This window comes from Methylococcus sp. S1M (genome assembly GCF_051295855.1).
Taxonomy (GTDB): Bacteria; Pseudomonadota; Gammaproteobacteria; order Methylococcales; family Methylococcaceae; genus Methylococcus; species Methylococcus capsulatus.
Window position 1 is genome coordinate 39,725 of the sequence record NZ_JBPDXO010000003.1, and the last position, 20,593, is coordinate 60,317.

General features: G+C 62.4%; 25 protein-coding genes. 6 read left to right on the forward strand and 19 right to left on the reverse strand.

The features are described from left to right. Window positions 1-294: 294 nt before the first annotated feature. The 18 genes from ACSHWJ_RS06600 to nifH all read right to left on the reverse strand — a co-directional run bounded on the left by ACSHWJ_RS06600 (window position 295) and on the right by nifH (window position 15,606). Entirely contained in the window at window positions 295-945 is a 651-nt protein-coding gene (locus ACSHWJ_RS06600) for an MT-A70 family methyltransferase (RefSeq protein ID WP_017364718.1), read from the reverse strand. Continuing rightward, window positions 926-1,273 carry a BglII/BstYI family type II restriction endonuclease gene (locus tag ACSHWJ_RS06605; RefSeq protein ID WP_432539649.1) on the reverse strand — a complete coding sequence of 116 codons (348 nt, stop codon included), beginning with the start codon at window positions 1,271-1,273 and terminating at the stop codon, window positions 926-928. The genes ACSHWJ_RS06600 and ACSHWJ_RS06605 overlap by 20 nt, the downstream gene beginning before the upstream one ends. Then, window positions 1,177-1,638, reverse strand: a complete 462-nt coding sequence (locus tag ACSHWJ_RS06610; RefSeq protein WP_432539518.1) for a BglII/BstYI family type II restriction endonuclease — start codon at window positions 1,636-1,638, stop codon at window positions 1,177-1,179. Before ACSHWJ_RS06610 ends, ACSHWJ_RS06605 begins: the two co-directional genes overlap by 97 nt. Before the next feature lie 128 nt (window positions 1,639-1,766). Then, entirely contained in the window at window positions 1,767-3,035 is a 1,269-nt protein-coding gene (gene clpX / locus ACSHWJ_RS06615) for an ATP-dependent Clp protease ATP-binding subunit ClpX (RefSeq protein WP_026597564.1), read from the reverse strand. A gap of 83 nt (window positions 3,036-3,118) precedes the next feature. After that, window positions 3,119-3,739 carry an ATP-dependent Clp endopeptidase proteolytic subunit ClpP gene (gene clpP, locus ACSHWJ_RS06620; RefSeq protein ID WP_010959607.1) on the reverse strand — a complete coding sequence of 207 codons (621 nt, stop codon included), beginning with the start codon at window positions 3,737-3,739 and terminating at the stop codon, window positions 3,119-3,121. 54 nt (window positions 3,740-3,793) lie between these two features. Beyond that, entirely contained in the window at window positions 3,794-4,174 is a 381-nt protein-coding gene (apaG, locus tag ACSHWJ_RS06625; protein ID WP_010959606.1) for a Co2+/Mg2+ efflux protein ApaG, read from the reverse strand. Between the two features lie 52 nt (window positions 4,175-4,226). Continuing rightward, window positions 4,227-5,297 carry a CAF17-like 4Fe-4S cluster assembly/insertion protein YgfZ gene (ygfZ, locus tag ACSHWJ_RS06630; RefSeq protein ID WP_282213613.1) on the reverse strand — a complete coding sequence of 357 codons (1,071 nt, stop codon included), beginning with the start codon at window positions 5,295-5,297 and terminating at the stop codon, window positions 4,227-4,229. Next, window positions 5,276-5,869, reverse strand: a complete 594-nt coding sequence (locus ACSHWJ_RS06635) for a nitrogen fixation protein NifQ (protein ID WP_432539519.1) — start codon at window positions 5,867-5,869, stop codon at window positions 5,276-5,278. The genes ygfZ and ACSHWJ_RS06635 overlap by 22 nt, the downstream gene beginning before the upstream one ends. A 49-nt stretch (window positions 5,870-5,918) precedes the next feature. Beyond that, complete coding sequence (gene fdxB / locus ACSHWJ_RS06640) at window positions 5,919-6,227, reverse strand: ferredoxin III, nif-specific (RefSeq protein ID WP_010959603.1); 309 nt, start codon at window positions 6,225-6,227, stop codon at window positions 5,919-5,921. A gap of 10 nt (window positions 6,228-6,237) precedes the next feature. Next, the gene (locus ACSHWJ_RS06645) at window positions 6,238-6,429 is read right to left on the reverse strand and encodes a CCE_0567 family metalloprotein (protein WP_010959602.1); all 192 of its coding nucleotides are present in this window, start codon (window positions 6,427-6,429) and stop codon (window positions 6,238-6,240) included. A gap of 14 nt (window positions 6,430-6,443) precedes the next feature. Next, entirely contained in the window at window positions 6,444-6,923 is a 480-nt protein-coding gene (locus ACSHWJ_RS06650) for a NifX-associated nitrogen fixation protein (protein WP_017366066.1), read from the reverse strand. After that, window positions 6,916-7,341 (reverse strand): nitrogen fixation protein NifX, encoded by a 426-nt coding sequence (gene nifX / locus ACSHWJ_RS06655; protein ID WP_017366065.1) that lies wholly within the window; start codon window positions 7,339-7,341, stop codon window positions 6,916-6,918. The genes ACSHWJ_RS06650 and nifX overlap by 8 nt, the downstream gene beginning before the upstream one ends. A gap of 43 nt (window positions 7,342-7,384) precedes the next feature. Next, window positions 7,385-8,758, reverse strand: coding sequence for a nitrogenase iron-molybdenum cofactor biosynthesis protein NifN (gene nifN / locus ACSHWJ_RS06660; RefSeq protein WP_218800805.1), 1,374 nt, complete (start codon window positions 8,756-8,758; stop codon window positions 7,385-7,387). 7 nt (window positions 8,759-8,765) lie between these two features. After that, a complete protein-coding gene (gene nifE / locus ACSHWJ_RS06665) occupies window positions 8,766-10,448 on the reverse strand; it encodes a nitrogenase iron-molybdenum cofactor biosynthesis protein NifE (protein ID WP_282213615.1) in 1,683 nt (560 codons plus the stop codon). 439 nt (window positions 10,449-10,887) lie between these two features. Continuing rightward, window positions 10,888-11,256 (reverse strand): 2Fe-2S iron-sulfur cluster-binding protein, encoded by a 369-nt coding sequence (locus ACSHWJ_RS06670; RefSeq protein ID WP_010959597.1) that lies wholly within the window; start codon window positions 11,254-11,256, stop codon window positions 10,888-10,890. Window positions 11,257-11,499: 243 nt separating this feature from the next. Continuing rightward, window positions 11,500-13,059: a nitrogenase molybdenum-iron protein subunit beta gene (nifK, locus tag ACSHWJ_RS06675; RefSeq protein WP_010959596.1), complete on the reverse strand. Its 1,560-nt coding sequence runs from the start codon at window positions 13,057-13,059 to the stop codon at window positions 11,500-11,502. A 106-nt stretch (window positions 13,060-13,165) separates the two neighbouring features. Beyond that, the gene (gene nifD, locus ACSHWJ_RS06680) at window positions 13,166-14,626 is read right to left on the reverse strand and encodes a nitrogenase molybdenum-iron protein alpha chain (RefSeq protein ID WP_010959595.1); all 1,461 of its coding nucleotides are present in this window, start codon (window positions 14,624-14,626) and stop codon (window positions 13,166-13,168) included. A 98-nt stretch (window positions 14,627-14,724) separates the two neighbouring features. Beyond that, window positions 14,725-15,606 carry a nitrogenase iron protein gene (nifH, locus tag ACSHWJ_RS06685; protein WP_010959594.1) on the reverse strand — a complete coding sequence of 294 codons (882 nt, stop codon included), beginning with the start codon at window positions 15,604-15,606 and terminating at the stop codon, window positions 14,725-14,727. Window positions 15,607-16,120: 514 nt separating this feature from the next. Here nifH and ACSHWJ_RS06690 point away from each other — a divergent pair. The 6 genes from ACSHWJ_RS06690 to ACSHWJ_RS06715 all read left to right on the forward strand — a co-directional run bounded on the left by ACSHWJ_RS06690 (window position 16,121) and on the right by ACSHWJ_RS06715 (window position 19,946). Continuing rightward, window positions 16,121-16,546 carry a response regulator gene (locus ACSHWJ_RS06690; protein WP_010959593.1) on the forward strand — a complete coding sequence of 142 codons (426 nt, stop codon included), beginning with the start codon at window positions 16,121-16,123 and terminating at the stop codon, window positions 16,544-16,546. A gap of 96 nt (window positions 16,547-16,642) precedes the next feature. Further along, window positions 16,643-17,230, forward strand: a complete 588-nt coding sequence (locus tag ACSHWJ_RS06695; protein WP_282213617.1) for a hypothetical protein — start codon at window positions 16,643-16,645, stop codon at window positions 17,228-17,230. 54 nt (window positions 17,231-17,284) lie between these two features. Continuing rightward, window positions 17,285-17,611 carry a Rieske 2Fe-2S domain-containing protein gene (locus ACSHWJ_RS06700; protein WP_282213618.1) on the forward strand — a complete coding sequence of 109 codons (327 nt, stop codon included), beginning with the start codon at window positions 17,285-17,287 and terminating at the stop codon, window positions 17,609-17,611. A gap of 52 nt (window positions 17,612-17,663) precedes the next feature. Further along, window positions 17,664-17,915 carry a hypothetical protein gene (locus ACSHWJ_RS06705; RefSeq protein WP_010959591.1) on the forward strand — a complete coding sequence of 84 codons (252 nt, stop codon included), beginning with the start codon at window positions 17,664-17,666 and terminating at the stop codon, window positions 17,913-17,915. 7 nt (window positions 17,916-17,922) lie between these two features. Then, window positions 17,923-18,360, forward strand: a complete 438-nt coding sequence (locus ACSHWJ_RS06710; protein ID WP_432539520.1) for an ArsC/Spx/MgsR family protein — start codon at window positions 17,923-17,925, stop codon at window positions 18,358-18,360. Further along, on the forward strand, window positions 18,357-19,946 hold the full coding sequence (locus ACSHWJ_RS06715; protein WP_432539521.1) for a SagB/ThcOx family dehydrogenase: 1,590 nt from the start codon (window positions 18,357-18,359) through the stop codon (window positions 19,944-19,946). The genes ACSHWJ_RS06710 and ACSHWJ_RS06715 overlap by 4 nt, the downstream gene beginning before the upstream one ends. Before the next feature lie 48 nt (window positions 19,947-19,994). Here the strand turns inward: ACSHWJ_RS06715 and ACSHWJ_RS06720 are convergent, their stop codons facing one another. Beyond that, window positions 19,995-20,486, reverse strand: coding sequence for a PhoD-like phosphatase N-terminal domain-containing protein (locus ACSHWJ_RS06720; RefSeq protein WP_282213621.1), 492 nt, complete (start codon window positions 20,484-20,486; stop codon window positions 19,995-19,997). Between the last annotated feature and the right edge of the window lie 107 nt (window positions 20,487-20,593).

The following is a 20,593-nucleotide window of genomic DNA, read 5'->3' on the forward strand; positions in this document are numbered from 1 at the left end:
AAACGCCGGGCCACTCCCGGACAAACACATAGCCTTTTGATTTTGCGGTGTTTTGGTCGAATACGGAGACTCCGGGGTTTGTCTCGTTTTCGACAAGGGCGGACCGGGCAAACCGGCGGGGCATCCTTCGCGGAAGGACCGGCCCGGCAAACAGGACCGGTATGGTACGGATTGGGAAGGGCTGGAGGGTCAAGACGACCCGACGAGCGCCCCGTTGTCAGGTTTGCGACAAACCGACGGAATGCACCGAACTGGTGAACGCTACATTACCGAGCGCGCTGCTTCCGCCTGGCCTCATTCAAAGGGGCAGATTTCGGCCTGCGAGTGGTTGGCATAGGTGTTCCATCTCGGGTAATAGTTTTCGTCCGCCTCGTTACCCCACACCGACCACCGATCCCGCGCACCTCGTGCGAACAGTTCCAGATACGGTCCCGGACTGCACGCCTCGATGATGCCGTACATCTCATCGGGCTTTCGCGAGTGTTCGCGCTTCCGGGTAGCCAAGAAATTCACCTGGCGACGGCCCGCCGCCAGAGTACGCGCATTTTTCCCGCGCACGCCGAACAGCACCAGCTCCGTGACGTTCCGGAAATAAAATCCGACGCCTCGGCCATCCGGACCACCGTCTTTGCGGATCTTGTGCCAGACGAGATTGGTCTTGTAGGTGAATCCCCAGGCCTCCATGACCTTCAGACCCTCCAGCAGCAGGGCATTCGGCACCCACAGATACAGGTGCGCTGTGTCGGCCGTTAGCCGCTCCACCGGTAATCCCGCGATTGCCTCGAGGCTCATCGTGCCGTAACGGTTCAGGCGCTTGTGCTCCGGCGCCATTTTGCCCGTGCGGTTCTGAAACTGCCACGGCGGATCGGCGAGGATCGTCCTGAAACGTTTGTCGCCGAGGCGCTCGAGCAAATCGGCGGCGGGATCAAGCGTGTTCTCTGTCATATTCTTCCCAGTCCGTTATAAGCTTGGGTGTAATGCCAACGGCCAAGACCGGGCAACCGCCGTGCCGTCCGGCATTCAGCCGGTACGGCAGCTTGCCCATCCATGTCGTGCTGGCGCCGTATTTGGACTTGATGAGTTTGGGCCGGCCTTTGCCGTCGAGCCTGGGATTTCCGTCGCGATCCAACTCCGGACCCAATTTTTCGAAAACCGTATTGAGCGAAGCGCTGCGCGTCAGAAGAACCGCCGCGTCGATCGAATCGCACTCATGGAACGCGCGGAAAGCATGGAGATCACGATCGAACGTCCGGTCCTTGCTGTTCCATTCCAGATCGAACGCGACACGATTCCGTCGAGTGCGTCTCCCTCATCTCCCTCGCCATCGTCCTCCAATCCGAGGACTTTTCCGCCCGATCCTGCCACCTTGGTAATGAGAAGATCGCCCTTGATCCGCGTTTCCATCCAGCCTTTGGCGCGCAGCAGCCCGGAAACCCGCTTCGGTATGTCCGACTCATTACCACCCGGCTTGCGAATGTCGGCCAGGCTCAGCCGAAAGGCGCTCAGCGCATCGATGATTTCGTGAAACTCCTCCGGACAACCCGTCGCCAGCACTTGCGCCGCATTGCGATAATTATGGATCTCATGGAGCGTCCGGATATCTTCAGGAATGAAGGAGTCAATGGGATTCGCGCTCATCGGGAGATATCGTTCGACGTCGTAGATTCAACCCAGCCTGCGGGGGTGACATCTTACACCCGAATACGACACCACCCTAGGAAAATGAAAGGCCAGGTCGCCCTGGCCTTTCTTCCATTGCCGGCCCGCTAGGCCGAAACGCGCTGCCTCTCTACGCTGCGGTACACCCTATGAGGCTCGGCTTCGCCACGGATCACCTTCGCGTCGATCACGACCTTCTCGACATCCTCGGCAGAAGGTAATTCGTACATGGTATCGAGCAGTGCATGTTCGATGATGGTCCGCAGGCCGCGCGCGCCAGTCTTGCGCTCCATGGCGCGCCGGGCGATGGCTCCGAGGGCCTCCGGCAGGATTTCCAGCTCGCAGCCTTCCATTTCGAACAGCCGGGCGTACTGCTTGACGAGGGCGTTTTTCGGCTCGGTCAGGATGCTGACCAGTGCCGCTTCGTCGAGTTCCTCGAGCGTCGCCACGACTGGCAGGCGGCCGATGAACTCCGGTATCAGACCGTAGCGGATCAGATCCTCGGCCTCGACGCCCGCCAGGATCTCCCCGACATTGGTGTTTTCCTCCTTGCTTTTTACCTCGGCGGAAAAGCCGATGCCGCTCCTTTCCGAACGGGAGCGTATGGTCTTGTCGAGGCCGGCAAAGGCGCCGCCGCAGATGAACAGGATGTTGGCGGTGTTGACCTGCAGGAACTCCTGCTGTGGATGCTTGCGCCCACCCTGCGGCGGCACCGAAGCGACGGTGCCCTCCATCAATTTGAGCAGGGCTTGCTGCACGCCTTCCCCGGACACGTCGCGGGTGATGGATGGGCTGTCGGCCTTGCGGGAAATCTTGTCGATCTCGTCGATGTAGACGATCCCCTGCTCGGCCTTTTCCACGTCGTAATCGCAGGCCAACAGGAGCTTCTGGATGATGTTCTCGACGTCCTCGCCGACGTACCCGGCTTCGGTGAGGGTGGTGGCGTCGGCGATGGTGAAGGGAACGTCCAGCACCCGCGCCAGGGTCTCGGCCAGCAGAGTCTTCCCGGAACCGGTCGGACCGATCAGGAGGACGTTGCTCTTGGCCAGCTCCACATCGTTCCTGAAGGTTCTGGCCTTGAGGCGCTTGTAATGGTTGTACACGGCGACCGAGAGGATGCGCTTGGCCTTCTCCTGGCCGATGACGTATTGGTCCAGAATCGCCTTCATTTCCTTCGGCTTGGGAAGGCCCTCCACGCACCCCGCCTCGCTGCCCTGCAACTCCTCGCGGATGATGTCATTGCACAGCTCTACGCATTCGTCGCAGACGAACACGGCGGGGCCTGCGATGAGTTTCCTTACCTCGTGCTGACTCTTGCCGCAGAACGAGCAATACAGCAGCTTGCCGGACTCTCTGTTTTTCCTGTCTTCGTTCATGGCGCTTGACTCCCCGGGTTGGGAACGGTGTTTGGCTGTCACTCACCCATTGACTGGTGGGCCGTGCGCCGGATCGCGGCCGCTCAGGCCGCGCCGGATGCGCGACTCACGAGTACTTTATCGATCAGGCCGTATTCGACCGCGTCGTTTCCGCCCATGAAGTTGTCGCGATCGGTGTCGATCTGGATCTTCTCGATGGGCTGGCCGGTGTGATGGGCGAGAATCTTGTTGAGGCGGTCGCGCACCGCCAGAATCTCCCGGGCATGAATGTCGATGTCCGAGGCCTGCCCCTGGAATCCCCCCAGCGGCTGGTGAATCATGATCCGCGAATGCGGCAGGCAGTAGCGCTTGCCGGCCGCGCCTCCGGCCAGCAGCAGCGCCCCCATGCTGGCGGCCTGGCCGACACAGAGGGTGCTGACGTCCGGCTTGATGAACTGCATGGTGTCGTAAATCGCCAGTCCCGCCGTCACCAGCCCGCCGGGGGAGTTGATGTAGAGATGTATGTCCTTGTCGGGATTCTCCGATTCCAGGAACAGCAACTGCGCGATCACCAGATTGGCCATGTAGTCCTCGACCTGGCCCACCAGAAAAATCACGCGCTCTTTCAGCAGCCGCGAATAAATGTCGAAGGCACGCTCGCCGCGCGCCGACTGCTCGATCACCACCGGAACCAGTCCGCCGGCGGCCCTCGTCGCGTAATCCATGCCGTACCCGCCCTTCACGAAGTTCATCGGATTCGTCCTCGTCCTGTGGGAGATTCAGTGCAGCCGGCGCGGGATTGCGAGGCTGAACGCGGCGATGGGCGCCTCGAACGGCATCCCGTCGTCGGCGATCAGCTGATAGCTGCCGTGCATACTGCCGACCGGGGTGGCGATGGTCGCGGCGCTGGTGTACTCGAAGGCCTCGCCGGGGCGGAGATAAGGATGCTCGCCGACGACGCCCTCCCCGACCACCTCCACCGTCTTGCCGTTGGCATCGGTGATGATCCAGCGCCGTCCCAGGAGCTTGGCGGGAACGGTGCCGGTGTTCTCCATGGTCACGGTGTAGGCGAAGGTGTACTGATGAGCATCGGGCCGGGAGTGCTCCCGCAGATAGACGGCCTTGACTTCGACTTTCAGTTCATAGGGTTTACGTCGCATGGCATTGTCCTTTCGTTCAGGATCAACGTGAAAATCACGGGACCTCGCCGCCTCAGCAGCCGGCGTCGGAAAGCGGCGGCTCATCGTCCTGGTCGGCGAACACCAGCAATGGACCGTCGGCACTGCCGAGGCGGATGCCCCCCTGCGCCTTTTGTTCGAGCACGACCACGGCGAGCATGGTGACCGGATACTCTCGGCCATCCTTCGCCGCCGAGACCACGAGACCGACGCTTTCGTCGAACCCCGGCCGATGGAGCCGGGTGCCCGGTGCGGGAACCTCCGGACAGTCGGCATGAGCCAGGAAGACCTTGCGCTTGAGTTGGCCCCGGTAATGCAACCGGGCGATCACCTCCTGTCCGGGGTAACAGCCTTTTTTGTAGCTCAGACCACCGAGCGCTTCGAGGTCCAGCATCTGAGGGATGAACTCGCCGGCCGTCTCGGTGGTGATGTAAGGAATACCGGCCAGTATATCCAGCAAGGCCCAAGCACCCGCTCCCGCGGGCCGGGCCGACGGCGCAGCCTTGTTCCAAAGCGCGCTCACGGCCGGGGGAGTACCGACGGCCAGCCAGCGCGGCCTGGGTTCGCCACCCAGGGCGAGCAATGTGCAGTCGCCGACCGACATGGTACCGCCGCGTGGCTCCGGCAAGGCCGAGCCCAGCGTGTCGGCGATCCCGGCGCCAGACAGGCCGATCCGGGCCAGCGTACCGCTGGCATCGGTGATGGTCGCCTTGGTGCGCAGGAGGAACATCTTCAGCCGTGTGATCACGCCGGGCAGCAGCGCCTCCGGCAGCAACAGGTAATAGGCGCCCCCCCGCTTGAACAGCCAGAACGTCGCCTGGATCCTTCCCTTGCCGTCGCACCAGCTGGTGAACTGGCCCTGGGTCTCCGACACCAGGCGCACGTCGCCGGTCAGCATGCTGCCCAGGAACTTGCCGGCCTCCTCGCCCTTGACTTCGATCAGCCCGAAATGGGACAGATCCACGACGAGGTCGCCCCCCAGCGCCAGTTCCGCGCCTTCACCGCCGGGCGCGCCACGGCGGTCCAGAAAATCCACCCATTCGGCGGGCGCATTCAAGGCGGCGCACCCCGGCATCTGTCCCTTCAACGCTTCACCGGCTGCCATGCATCATCCTCCTCCGGTCCGAAACAGTTCGCATATTCGTCGCACTCCGCACAGGTCGGCGACCGGCAGACATGGGCACCTTCGCGCTCGCAGAGCTGCTTGTAGAAGAATTTTTTCCAGCGCATGCCGCCGTCGTTGCGAGCGTACAGCGCGGGGAAATGGCGCGCCAGGAGATCCGAGAGCGTCTTCCGGTCTGCCAAACCCATATCCTGCCACAGGTGGTCGTCGCCCATGCAGCAGGCGGCGATGGCATGCGCAAGCCAGCGGGATTCCACGGCGTCGCCGCGACAATGTTCGAGCAGCAGGCCCAGGAGGGAGTCGAACTCATCGGCCGGCGCCCGCCCCGCTCCGCCCGCCGGCTTGACGTAAACGCCGCGCGCGCCGGGAAAATAGCGGTCGAGCAGCGTGCAGAATTCGGCGGGATCGAGGCCGAAGCAGCCGCGGCCTGCCAGCCTGGATGAACTGCGCGCCAATTCTATGGCCGATGCGAACGCGAGAGTCAACGGCTCGCTCGGATTCTCGGCATAAGCCAGCAAGGGGTCATGGCTGAAAACGCCGTTTCTGGCCAGCATGCTCCTCCCTCCCCGGCACCAATGAAAAACACGCCTCACAAACCCTGGATCAAGCCGCCAAGGGTACGTGAGTGTAGCACTGCTTGGGGCAGATCTTGGCGCAGGACTCGCAGCCTATGCAGTTGTCGGCATTGGCGATCGACATCACCTTCTTGTCGTACTCGTCGTCGTCATCGTCCTCGCCGGCGCTTATGGCGACCGCTTCGCCATCTTCGTTGATGCCGACCATTTCCAGCACCTCACGCCCGCAGACCTTGTAGCAGCGCCCGCAGCCGATGCACTTGTCCTGGTTTATCTCGCCGACGAACTTCGGCACCCAGACTTTCCCACTGGGGAGGGTCACGGAAAATTCACTCATGATTTGACTCCTAACTGGCCGTGCTCTTACGGAATTCATCGAGCTGGCGGTATGCCTCATAGGTCTTTTCGGCGACTTCCATGATCCTGTTCCAGCCGGTGGGCAAGTCCTCCGCCAGATCGTGCAGGTCCATTTTGAGCGCCGTGGCCTGGGCGTTGAGTTTCTTCAGTTTGGCCTTCAGTTCTTCTGCTCCTTCACTCATCGACGAACCTCCGATCAACTGTAATTCGCCACATCGGGATAGCGGCGGATCATTTCGACACCGGCATTCACCAGCTTTTCGCCCTCCTCGGCCAGCTTCTCCATGGAAGGGAAGCCAAAGCGGTGCACGTCCCGCAGCTGCTTGTTGACCACGATCAGCCGACCGGCGATCAGGACCATGCGGCCGAAACCTTCATGGGACATCTTCATCATCGGGGTGACCATCACCTTGGTGGCACGCTCGATCGAAAGGCCCACGGCGTTGTAAAACAGCTCCAGCCGCCACAAGGTTTCCGGATCGGGATCGCCGATGATGGGAATCGACGCGCGCTTCTCTTTGTCCAAGATGTACGGATCGAGCAACTGCTCGTCGCTCTTGCCCTCCCAGGTTCCGTACGAATCCTGGGCTCGCCACTGTTTGACCAGCTCCTTGATGAACGCCGATTCCATCGGCGAGGCGGGGACTTCCGCCATGACTTTGGCTGCTTCAGCCATGTTGCACCTCTTCGTCGTCTTCAAAATCGAATGAACGTTCCCGACCCTTGTTTTCCTTCGCCAGCACCTTGCGCAGCCAGGGCGGCGGGTTGCCGCGGAGGACATCCCGCAGTTTGTCCAGCAGCTCGGCGATCGGTTCCGGCTGGGGCACCTTGATCGGATGGATGCCCTGAGCCACGACCCGCGCCGCCCCGGAGCCGCCGATGGCGGCCACGTAGAGGATGGCGCAGTCCCTGATGGCCTCGAGCTTGGGCGCCAGCTTGTCCTCGTTGCCGTCTTCCTGCAGGTCGCCTTCGAACTGGATCGCCTCGACGAAGTCCGCGCCTTCGGCGGAAAGCTCGTAGACGGCGATGTTCTTGGCCCAGCCGAAGTGGGCATCGACACGCTTGAGGTCCTGGGTAGCGAATGCGACTTTCATGCTTCCTCCGCGATTAAACGATTCGTCCGATACGTCTGGGGCTTTAATGAGCCGCAAGCGTCTTCTCGCCAACATGTCCCGTTTCCTCAGGATAAGCCCAGGTTTCAGGGGTGGGCTCGTGGCCGCTGGCAATGAACAAGTTACCGATCTCGAAAATTAGATCGCGGGTCCCCCGGTAGCCGACGATGGTCTGGTGCGCCGCCCCCAGGCGGTCGAACATCGGGATGCCGATGCGGTAGAACGGGATCGCCAGCCGCTCCGCCGCCTGCCGGCCGTGGGAATGCGTGACCAGCAGATCGCACCCGGCGGCACGCGCCTCCAGATCTTCCAGGTCGCCGAGCAGCACCTCGTCGGTCGCGATGCGCTCCAGCAACGGCGATTCGGTGGTGGTCACCGCCGCCGCGACCTCGGCGCCCATTTCATGGAACCAGCCACTCAGCGTCCACAACAGGTCCGGTTCGGCGCCGATGGCGATGCGCTTGCCGCCGAAATGGAAATGCCCGTCCAGCATGGCATCGACCAGCTGACTGCGCTGGCGCTTGATCTTGTTCGGCACCGGCCGGCCGCTCAGACCCGCCAGCAGAGCGATGAATCCGTCATTGGCTTCGAGCCCGGTGAGGCGGTCGAACAGGGTGTACGGAACGCCGGTCTTTTTCTCCAGCGCCCCGGCGGCAGGCCGCATCTGCTCGCCCACCGCGATGGTATGGCGCGAGCGTCCCATGCCGGCGATCTCTTCCAGCGAGATGCCGCCGATGGTGGTGGGAGTGAAATCGTCGGGCACATGCCCATCCAGCGATCCCGACAGATCGGGCAGGATCACCGGCTCCAGCCCGAAGGCCTCGATCAGGTCGCGCAGTTCGTCCAGATCACCCGGCGTCACATGGGCGCCCGGCAACAGGTTTACCTTTGCCGGATCGCGCACGGTATCGGCCGGTACCGGTTCGACCAGTTGCTCGACCATCCGGGTCACGGTCTTGGCCCAGCCGTCCTGGAACGCATCCTTGAAATCCGGCGTGGAGACGTACACCAGTTTGATGTGATCCAGCTCGGGGTGCTTTTCTCGGATCAGCTTGAGGTATCCGTCGACGTCATCGCCCTTGGTTTCGGTCACCCCGGTGGAGGAGATGCCGATGATGGCAGGCCTCTGCCGGTTGGCGATGGTGAGGATGGCCTGCTCCACGTTTTCCAGGCCGCCGAGCACCGTGGCGACCTCGCTCATGGCCGTAGTCTGCAGCGGGATGGCTTCCTTGAAATGGCGCACGAACAGCACCAGGCCGAACGAGGTGCAGCCCTGCGAGCCATGGAACAGGGGCATGCAGTTCTTCAGTCCCATGAAGGCCAGCGCGCTACCGATCGGCTGGCTCATTTTCAGCGGGTTGACCGTGCAGGATTTCTGCGAATGGGTGACCTTGGCCATGGCCGCCTCACGCTGCCCGTTTTGCCGGTTCAGCCGAGGGAGCCGGTCGCCAGTCTTCGATGCCGTCGAGGATGCCGGCGATCGTTCCGGTGCAACCGGTGCAGCCGCTGCCCGCGTGGGTACGCTCGGTGACCGCTTCGACGCTTTCCAGCCCGTACGCGAGGATGGCGTCCTCGATGGCGCCGCGGTCCACCGCCTTGCACTTGCAGATGCGGGCGGCGCGGCGCTGCGCCTTGGCCAGCTCCGGATCGGCGGCCAACGCGGCGGCTTCGGCGGCGAGAGCCGCGTCGGCCCGCTCTTCCCAGGTGGTTTCCTCCCACGGTGCGCGCTTCCTCACCTGTTCCCAAACCGGATTGAACAGCGCCTTGTCGATTTCCTTGACCAGTTCCACCATGCCCACATAGCCCATGTAGGCGTGATGACGCTCCTGGTTGATGTCCAGCCAGGGCATCTTGGCCTTCAGAGCCACGAACTGGGAGCGGCCGCCGGACAGCATGATGTCGGCCTTGGCCTCCTTGAGCATCTTGTACATTTCGCGCGGCGTCATGTCGTCGATCATGTGGGCGTCCTCGCCCATGATTTCCTTGATGCGCTCCTTGTCTTCCTTGGTCGATTTCTTCACGCTGGTGCCGACCACCTCCATGCCGCTTTCCTGCAACGCGGCCACCACGGACCAGGATTTCACGCCGCCGGTGATGAGCAGCACCTTCTTGCCGGTCAGGCGCTTCTTGTACGGTTCGATCGCGGCCCAGGCCCGGGCTTCCTCACGGGCTATCAGGGCTTCGGTGCGCTCCATCAGCTCCGCCGGCGCGCCCCGCTCGATCAGCAGCCGCGCAATCTCGCGCAAGGCGTCGCTGGTGTCGCCGATGCCGTAGAAAGAACCCTCGAAGAAGGGGATGCCATAGCGCTCCTCCATCTTGCGGGCGATGTTGATCATCGATTTGGAGCAGACCATCATCGCCGCCCGGGCCCGGTGCGAACAGGCCACGTCGCGGTATTTGGCATCGCCGGAGATGCAGCACAGGATGCGGATGCCGAGCTCGTCCAGCAGCGGCTTCACCTGCCATAGCTCGCCGGACAGGTTGTATTCGCCGATGATGTTGATGTCGTAAGGCGTGGTGTAGGAAGGCTCCTCGGTACCGATGACATGGTCGAGGATGGCTTCGCCCGCCAGCTTGTTGCCCAGGTTTTTGGGGCCGACGAAGCCGGGCGAGTTGACCGGGATCACCGGCTTGTTGAATTTCTTCGAGGCGGCCTTGCAGACCGCGTCGATGTCGTCGCCTATCATCGCCGGCACGCAGGTCTGGTAGACGAATACCGCGGGCGGGTCGTATTTCTCGACGATCTCCTTGATCGACTTGTACAGCCGCTTCTCGCCGCCGAACACCACGTCGGTCTCGTTGATGTCGGTGGTGAAACCGGTGCGCCAGAGATTGGAGCCGGATGACTTGGAGCCGCGGTTGTCCCAGGAATTGCCTTCGCAAGCGATGGGGCCGTGGACCAGATGGGCCACGTCGGTGATCGGCTGCAGGGCGATCTTGGCGCCGTCGAAGGCGCAGCCGCCGGCGGCCCCGCCGGGCTGGAGTTGCTTGGTGCAGCCCTTCTTGCGTTCCTTCTCGGACTTGCCCTGGTTCTTGCCGCAACCCGGCTCGTTGAAGACGTCCTGAATCTTGCTCGATAAGCTGCTCATACCCCACCTCCGCGACTGCACGTACCTCAGTCATGCAGAGGATGTGCCATCCGTGCATCCAATTGATTTCGTGCCGATTTCCGAACCCCGGTCACGACGCTGGCTGTTGCCTTGTCAACAAACCGAACGAGCGATGTAAGAAAACGCACAAGTCGAGTAACCGCGGTTCGATTGAAGCGACCGAGCAAAAAAACGGGGAAATGCCTAAAACATGGGGGCCCGCCGAAGACACCCCTGGGATGCGAGGGAGCCCCCCGACCGCGCAGGGGGAATGCGGGCTGTGATCTCCCTGCGAAGACGAGGAAGACGTTTGTGACGAGGCGATCCGGTTTATCTCGGAGCGACGGTGTGGTCCGAAGTGGTCCGCAAATTCCGGGTCAGACGGAGGATACGCCGGCGGACAAACCACCGGCGTTGCCGACGAATAACGTCACTGTACTCAGACGACGCCGGGCTCACCGCTGAACCGGACCAGGATGTCTTCGTCGCGGACGATGTACTGGCAGGCCAGGCGATAGCGCGGCGGCCTGTCGTTGACGACCGCTTCCTCGATCTCCGCCTTGGAGAGTTTGCCCGCCGCCACCAGGGTGGCACGCTCCTTCTCAGTGAGGTCCTGCGCCATGAAGGGCTTGTCCGACAGCGACACCACCTCCATCACGCAGGAGCCGCAGTTGCCGTCCTCGCACTCGAAGGGCAGGGGAATCTTATTCTTCTGCGCCACCTTGAGGAGGGTGTGGGTATCGCCGGCCACTGCGTAGACGGTGACGTCCTTCGGCAAGAGCGGGGAGGAAAAAGTCACGTTAGCCATGTTGTTGTCCTTGATCGACCAGTTGGAAGGAAATCCGGGCGGGCGGGACGAATCCCGCGCCCACAAGGCATTGTATCGAAAATAACCACACTTTTTGTGAAGTATTTACCGTGACTGCTGCCATGGCACTGTCCAGCCGGACAGAGGGCAGAGCGATGGCTTGCGAACGGACCTTTTCCGGCCTGCCGCGCGGGTGAAGGGGGCACTCGCGCGGACAGGAGGAAAAGACCTACGTGCCGCGACTCAGCGAATGATGTCGAAGCTGTAGTCGGTTTTGGCGGGAATGTTGGTGTTGGCATCGATCGCCTCGAACATGCGATCGAGAATCCAGACCAGAACATTCAGGCCGCCTTGATAGCCCCACACCGGATAACGGTGCTTGTGGTGGCGATCGAAGATCGGGAAGCCGATGCGGATCAACGGCGTGCCGGTGTCGCGCTCCAGATATTTGCCGTAGGTGTTGCCGATCAGGAAATCGACCGGCTCGGTGAACAGCAGCGAGCGCATGTGCCACAGGTCACGGCCGGGGTAGACCTTGCAGTTCTTGCCGAACGGCGACGAATCGAACAGTGCCTGCATCTTGGTTTCCCAGGCCTTGCCACCGTTGGTGGCAAGGACATGGGTCGGCTCCGCGCCCAGTTCCAACAGGAACTCCGCCAAGCCGTAGCACAGATCGGGATCGCCGTAGATGGCGAACTTCTGACCATGGATATGGGCGGTGGAATCGGCGATGGCATCCACTAGACGGCCGCGTTCCTTCTCCAGCTCCACCGGAATCGGTTTGCCGGTCAGGCGCGAGATTTCCATCAGGAACCTGTCGGTCCCCTTCACGCCGATCGGGTGATTCAGAGCGACGACTTCCTGGCCATGCTCGGCGATGAACGGAAGCGTCTTCTCCGTGCAGAACTCCTGCATGGATATCGTGGCCTTGGCGTGCAGCGCGTTGGCCGCCTGCTCCAGGGTGGTGCCGCCGTCGTACATGCGGAACTCGCCGTCGGTGGGGGTGTCCCACACGTCGCTGTTGTCGCCGATGATGGTGTAGTCGATGCCGAACAGATTGAAGATACGCTTGATTTCCCGCAGATTGCCTACCGTGTAGCCATCGAAACCACCGAGGAAATTGATGGATTCATTGGGCTGGCGCACCAGCGGCTCGACGGTGCCGGACTTGCCGTCCCAGAAGTGCTGCAGGATGCCTTTCATGACGTTGTCGTAGCCGGTGATGTGGCTGCCGACGAAGGCCGGCGTATGGGCGAACGGAACGTCGAAATCGGCCGGAATGCTGCCCTTTTCCTTCGAGGTCTTGATGAAAGCGTTCAGGTCGTCGCCGATCACTTCCGCCATGCAGGTGGTGGAAACCGCGATCATCTTCGGCTTGTACATGTTGTAGGTGTTGGCCAGGCCGTCGATCATGTTGTTCAGACCGCCGAACACCGCCGCGTCCTCGGTCATGGACGAAGACACGCAGGAGGTCGGCTCCTTGAAGTGCCGGCTGAAATGCGAACGGTAATACGCCACACATCCCTGGGAGCCGTGGACAAAGGGGATGGTGCCTTCGAAACCGACGGCCGCGAAGACCGCGCCCAGCGGCTGACAGGCCTTGGCGGGGTTGACCACGAGCGCTTCGCGGGCGAAGTTCTTTTCCTTGTATTCCTCGGTCTTGGCCCATTCACGCACTTCCTCGACCTGCTGGTCGGGCGGCATGAACTCGAATTCTTTACGCTTGCTCTCGAACAGATTGATGTATTCCGGTTCGCGGAACAGGTTGAAGTGGTCTAGGACTTTTTCTGCATTCTGACTCATGTTCAGACTCCAAATCTCGGTTGTAGGATGCACCAGGAGAGGCGCACCGCTTTGCTATGTGTAGTGCGCCAGGCGCACCCTACTGACCTTCTCTTCCGGCTATGGCTTAAGCCGCGCTCTTCCACGGGGCCTTGGTCATCCCCCAGACCGGGTTGTTGATGGCCATGTCCATGTCCCTGGCGAAAATGGCGAAGCCGTCATAACCGTGGTACGGACCGGAATAGTCCCAGGAGTGCATCTGCCGGAACGGCACGCCCATCTTCTGGAAGACGTACTTTTCCTTGATGCCGGAGCCGACCAGGTCGGGCTGGATGGCTTCGACGAACTTCTCGAACTCATAGCCCGTCACGTCGTCATAGATCAGCGTGCCGTCCTTGACGTAGTGCGTGGTGCGCTGGTAGTCGTCGTTGTGGCCGAACTCGTAGCCGGTACCGACGATCTCCATCCCCAAGTCCTCGTAGGCGCCGATCACGTGACGCGGACGCAGGCCACCGACGAACAGCATGACCTTCTTGCCTTCCAGACGCGGACGGTACTTCGCGATCACCGCATCCATCAGCGGCTGGTACTTGGCGATGACGCGCTCCGCACCTTCCTTGATCTTGTCGTCGAAGAAGCTGGCGATCTTGCGCAGCGACTCGGCGATCTTGGTGGGACCGAAGAAGTTGTACTCGACCCAGGGCACGCCGTACTTCTCTTCCAGGTGGCGGGAGATGTAGTTCATCGAACGGTAGCAGTGCAGCACGTTCAGCTTGGCCTTCGGCGTGTTTTCCAGCTCGGCCAGGGTGCCGTCACCGGACCACTGGGCGATCACGCGCAGCCCCATTTCTTCCAGCAGGATGCGGGAAGACCAGGCATCGCCGCCGATGTTGTAGTCGCCGATGATGGCGACGTCGTACGGCGTGGACTGGAACTCGGGGTGCTTGTCGCCGGCCTTGTCGAACACCCAGTCGCGCACCGCGTCGTTGGCGATGTGATGGCCCAGAGACTGAGACACGCCGCGGAAACCTTCGCAACGGACGGGAACGATGGTCTTGCCGCTGTATTCCTTGGATTTCTTCTTGGAAACCGCTTCGATGTCGTCGCCGATGAGGCCGATCGGGCATTCCGACTGAACGGTGATGCCGTGGTTCAGCGGGAACAGTTCCTCGATTTCGTCGATGATCTTCTCCAGCTTCTTGTCGCCACCGAAGACGATGTCCTTCTCCTGGAAGTCGGAGGTGAACTGCATGGTGACGAAGGTGTCGATGCCGGTGGTGCCGATGTAGTAGTTGCGGCGCGACGCCCAGGAATACTGGCCGCAGCCGACCGGACCGTGGCTGATGTGGATCATGTCCTTGATCGGGCCCCAGACCACGCCCTTGGAACCGGCGTAGGCGCAGCCGCGGATGGTCATGACACCGGGGATCGACTTGATGTTGGATTTGACCCCGCAGTCGGGCTTGCCTTCTTCGAAGGTGCCAAGGTGCTTGGCGCGGCGCTTGGCCGTCTTGTCGGGATAAACCTCAAGCACCTCTTTGATGAGGTCCTTGTTTCTCTGTTTGACTTGCTCAACTGTGAGGCTCATTGCTAAAGCTCCTGATTGAGTTGTGAAAAACGACCGGCAGATGGCCCAGAAGCGGCGCGCGGCCGGAACGACCACACGCCGCCGTGCCGCCGATCTCCTTACGCCGCCAGCTCGGCCGCGGTCTTGCCGACCTGCGACTCGTCGACCTGGGCCATCACGCCATGCTCCATCAGCAGGTCTTCCAGCTCGTCCATGGTGATCGGGGTCGGGATGATGCCGTTGCCGGAGTTGGCGTGGATCTTCTGCGCCAGGTTGCGATAGTGACCGGCCTGCACCGAATCCGGGGCGTATTCGATCACGGTCATGCGGCGCAGCTCGGCGTGCTGCACGATGTTGTCGCGCGGCACGAAGTAGATCAGCTGGGTGCCCAGCTTCTTGGCCAGCGATTCGGCCAGTTCCAGCTCCTTGTCGGTCTTGCGCTCGTTGCAGATCAGGCCGCCCAGACGCACGCCGCCGGAGTTGGCGTATTTCAGAATGCCCTTGGAGATGTTGTTGGCCGCATACATGGCCATCATTTCGCCGGACATGACGATGTAGATCTCCTGCGCCTTGTTCTCGCGGATGGGCATGGCGAAGCCGCCGCACACCACGTCGCCGAGCACGTCGTAGGAGACGTAGTCGATGCCGTCATAGGCGCCTTCTTCTTCCAGGAAGTTGATCGAGGTGATCACGCCGCGGCCGGCGCAACCCACGCCCGGTTCCGGACCGCCGGATTCCACGCAACGGATGTCGCGGAAGCCGACCTTCATCACGTCTTCCAGCTCCAGGTCCTCGACGCTGCCGGCGTCGGCGGCCAGGGACAGGATGGTGTCCTGGGCCTTGGCGTGCAGGATCAGACGGGTGGAGTCGGCCTTGGGGTCGCAGCCGACGATCAGGATCTTCTGGCCCATTTCGGCCAGAGCGGCCAGGGTGTTCTGGGAGGTGGTGGACTTGCCGATGCCGCCTTTGCCGTAGAACGCAATTTGTCTCAGACTTGACATGGTGTTTCTCCGAATTAATCAGGATGATCGATGCTTCATGGCCAGCAGCGTTCTGCCGATGTTGGAACCTCCGACCCGCCGCACGAGGAAGGCGCTTTCTTTTTCTTCTTCTTGTCGCCGCCACTTTCACGGCAGTGAACGCTGCACGCTTGGCTCCCAAGCAACCGGTGTGCCACCCTTCTTTACGCCCCGCTAACGACATGAAATTCCTGTAAACGTCCCCCCATGGACGGACACCCGGAGGAGTTTCGGGGATGTTCACAACGCAACAAAACCTCACTGTTTGTAGGGAACGGCACAAGCTTCCTTCTCTCAGATCGCCCGTCATCCGGCCCAAGCCCTTGAAATGCCCACCCTGCCGGAAACCGGCCGGAGAACGGCACATGGATTGCAAGATTCGGGATGAAGGTCTCCATGGTTGGGGCGCCGACGGTTCGAGTGGCGCCCCCGGAGGCCAAGGGAAGGCGCAGCCGGTTCGACCGGACGGAAAAACCCAAACGATCAGGAGAAGCCCATGCAGATAGGCGTCGATACCGAAAGAGCGGTGGACGACAGGCGGGTCTTCGTCGTCGACGACGACGAAATCACCCGTGCCGCCCTGCAGTTCATGCTGCACGACGAAATCGAAACCCACGAACTGGGCAGCCTCGAGGCCGCCTATGCCAAGGCGCTGGACTGGAAACCGGCGGTACTGCTGCTAGGGCTGGGCGTGGTCAGGAGCCGGGGCATCGACGTCCTGGCAGAAATCCGCGCGCGCCTGGAAGACATCCGGATCATCGTGGTGGCCGACGCCGCCACCGATCCCCTGGCGCAGGAATGTCTCAAACAGGGAGCGAACTCCTTGCTGACGAAACCCCTCACGATCGAAAAAGCTCGCCAGAAGGTGGACATGCAACTGGGCCGCAAGGTCAGGCTCGCCGTCCCGGTCGTCGTCACCTGAGTGCATCGGCCGAAAACCGGGCGGTTCAGCCCGTCCCACGCCTCGTTTCAACGCAATACCGTCTATTTCACCGAAAACCAACTTTTAAGGAGCGTCATGACCAACATTAGCGAAACTCCCCTCGCGTCCCTGGAAAACGAAAAACGGCTGTTGAGCCCAGTCTTCAAAGGTGCCACTGCCCAGCCGGGGGTCTTCGGCTTCCGCGGAATGATCGCCCTGAAGTTCGCCCAGCAAGTGAGCGACGAGGCTCGCCCGCCCGAAATCAAGTTCGATCAAGTGATGACCGTGGCGAAAGCCGGCGAACCCACCCTTCCCTTCCTGGCTGGCGTGGCGCTGTCGCTGGAGCATCTCGATCTGCTCATGGACGTCCTGGGAGACAAGCTATCGCCTGCCGGCAAGTATTTTTTCTTCGCCGGCAACCTGGACATTTCCAGGCGCTACCAGATCACGCATCGCGGCGCCACCTTCTGGGTGCTGCCGCTGGATGAGGCGACCGTGTACAACGAACTGCTGGAACTGTTCCGCATCGAAAAGAACGACCTCAAGAAGCTCGACACCGCCGGCAAGCTGGTCGCCGTCGCGGAGGCCGCGGCAAACTTCGACGAGAAGTTCGACGTGATCAGTTTCGAGGAGGGCCTGAAGATCATGGGCCCGATCCGAATCCCGGACAACCGCCCGGTCTGAACCTTCGACAAGGGACGCCGCCGACGGCGTCCCGCTCAACCGGCAGGATCAGCCATGTTCACCAAGGTCTGTGACGAAAGCGAACCAAGAGAAGGCAAATACGAGGTCGTGGCGGTCAACCGCACCCTGATGCTGGTGGTATGGCCAAGCGGCGGGCGGCCCCGCGCCTTCCAGGGGATGTGCCCCCATGCCCGGGAGCCGCTGGCGGATGCCCGTTTCGACGGCAGGACCTTGACCTGTGCGCACCACGATTGGGAGTTCGACAGCGATGGTGGCTGCATCAAGGGCAAGCGCTGCACGCTGGCCGAATATCCGCTGAAAATCGAAAACGGTGAAGTCCTGATCGATACCGACGGCGTTTCCGCCAATTATTTGAGCTAGATGAAAGCTGGCACGAGTTTCACGCATAGACCACACTGACTAAGGAGTAACCATGACCTACCAGGTGATCAAATCGGCTCTGAAATTGTGTCAAGGCACGCGCAAAAGCAGCGGCGAGCCCTGCAATGGCACCCTGTATACCTGCAAGACCTGCGGCGCCACCGGCTGCAAGCAATCGCGCGACGATCTGTGTTCGGACCAGGCCTTCAACGTACTGGAACACTGCCTCAAATGCGGCGCGATCGGCCAAGCCGAGGCCATCGCCCCCGGCGATTACCGACCCCATCAGGCATGGGCGAGCTGACACCGCCATGGCTCGGGTCCACTTCTACGAAAAACCCGGCTGTGCCAACAACGCGCGCCAGAAGCAGATGCTCCGCGAGGCCGGGCACGAATTGATCGTCCACGACCTCCTGGCGACGCCTTGGCGCGCCGGCGAACTGCGGCTGTTTTTCGGCGACCGCCCCGTGGCCGAGTGGTTCAACCGAGCGGCCCCTCGCGTCAAGGCAGGGGAAATCGTCCCGGAATCCCTGGACGCGGAGGAGGCGATCGCCTCGATGCTGGCGGACCCCCTGCTGATCCGTCGTCCGCTCATACGGGTCGGGGAACGGCGGGAGGTCGGCTTCGATCCGGAAACGATCCGGGCCTGGATCGGGCTCGGCAGCAGCCGGCAAACGGCCGACGCCGATCCGGAAAGCTGCCGCCGGCCTCATCCCTGCCCGGCTCTCGAGGATTCCATCGGCCGATGAACGACGGCGATTCGCGGCGCATATTCGCTTATCACGAACGCACCAAACACCGGCTCGAACGCTACGCGGCAGGACCCGAGACCCTGGACTGGAGCGCGCAGCCCGATCCATTCCGGACTTTCGAAGGCACCGACCGAATCCGGCTTCCCCTGCTGGCGGATCGTCTCGATACCTCGTATCCGGATCTGCACCGGCCCGGCGCCGTCCCGCCCCGCGCTTTGACGCTGGATTCGGTCGGCCTGCTGCTCGAACTGTCCCTGGCCTTGTCGGCCTGGAAGGAATACGGCCCGGACCGCTGGTCGCTGCGCTGCAATCCTTCCAGCGGCAACCTCCACCCCACCGAAGGCTACGTAGTCTGCCAGAACCTCGACGGGCTGGACGACGGCATCTACCATTACCTCAGCCGCGACCATGCGCTCGAATGCCGGGCCCGGGCGACGCCCGACACCGCTGACGGTCCCTCCCGGCTGTTGATCGGCCTCAGCTCCATCCATTGGCGGGAGGCATGGAAATACGGCGAACGGGCTTTTCGTTACTGCCAGCTCGACACCGGTCACGCCATCGGCGCCCTGCGCTACGCCGCCGCCGCCCTGGGATGGGGCCTGCGCCGGGTGGAGATGGCGGATGCCGGCGTCACCGCCCGCCTGCTGGGGCTCGACCGCGCGGCCGAGTTTGCCGGCGCCGAAGGCGAAGAAGCCGAACTCCTGCTCGAGGTCGTCATCGAACCCGCCCCGCCGCTGCCTCCACCTGTGTTCGGCAATCTGAAGTGGGCCGGCAAGGCGAACGTCCTCGACCCGCACCCCATGTACCACTGGCCCGTCATCGACGAGGTGGCCGATGCCAGCCGGGGTTCTGTTCAAGCAACTCCCTCCCCGCCCGAGACGGATTATCCGCCTCGCGCCGATCTGCCGGCCGTTGCCGCCACCGCAGTGATCCGTCAGCGCCGCAGCGCCCAGCGCTTCGACCGGCGGTTCGAACTGGTGAGGAACGATTTCTATGCCCTGCTGGACGCGCTGCTGGCCCGACCTTGCGCTCCCTGGGACGTCTGGAACCTGACACCGGCCCTGCACCCGGTCCTGTTCGTCCACCGGGTCACGGGACTGGCTCCGGGGCTGTACGCCCTGCCGCGCAGCCGGGACGCGGAAACGAAGCTGCGCGCGGCCTTGCGGCCGGATTTCGCCTGGACCCGACCCTCGGACTGTCCGAGGCACCTGCCGCTGTTCCTGCTGGCGGAAGGCGGTTGCGGCCCCTTGGCCCGCACCGTCTGCTGCCACCAGGCCATCGCCGCCGACAGCGCCTTCGCCCTGGGGATGCTGGCGGAGTTTGAAGGGATCCTGAACGCCGCGCCCTGGCGTTATCGCCAGCTTCACTGGGAAGCGGGACTCCTGGGCCAGGCGCTCTATCTGGAAGCCGAAGCCCGTGGTCTGCGCGGCACGGGCATCGGCTGCTACTTCGACGACGCCTTCCACGAACTGCTGGGGCTGTCCGGGAAGGCGTTCCAGTCGCTGTATCACTTTACCGTAGGCCGCCCGTTGGATGATCCGCGGATCACGACCGAGACGCCCTACCCTCGAAACCGGGCCTGATCGCCGCGGTGCGGGTTCCGTGACCCAGTCCGGAGTGACGGGAGAACGCTAGACGGTGTCCCCGCTATGGATGAAGAACCGGGGCTTCACCCGGCGCATGGTTTCGTAGATCTTCATCCCGCCGAAAGCGGGGTTGATGCCCCAGCCCTGACCGGCAGTGTCGCCGGCCCATACGAAACGGATGTCGTCACGCCTGCCGATGGTGTCGAAATGCCCCGTCACAGGCTCACTCCGGCTGCGGGCATTGGTCAGATCCTCGAACCAGACCTTTACATGGACGTCCCTGCCCGCCGGCAAGCCGGTCAGCTCCTGGCGGGCGGTATAGTCGGTGCCTTCCAGGGCATAGGGACCGCGGACGGTTTTCGAACCGGCGAAATCAGCGCTGAAAGCGTATTCCACCATCATGCGCGCGGGACGGTCCGCCCGGCTCCAAATCACCGCCCTGCCGGGAGCCGGATCCCCGATCTGAATGCCCTGTTCCATCTGCGGGACCGAATTCTCGGCATTGACGGAAGCACAGCCGGCCAAGGCCAGAACCAAGGCGGGAACGAGCGTCTGAACGGAATTTTTTCGGCACCCGGATCGGAAGGCGGTATGCGGGTGGGACGCTGCGGCAGTGATCATGGGACTCCTCGCAGGGGGTTGAT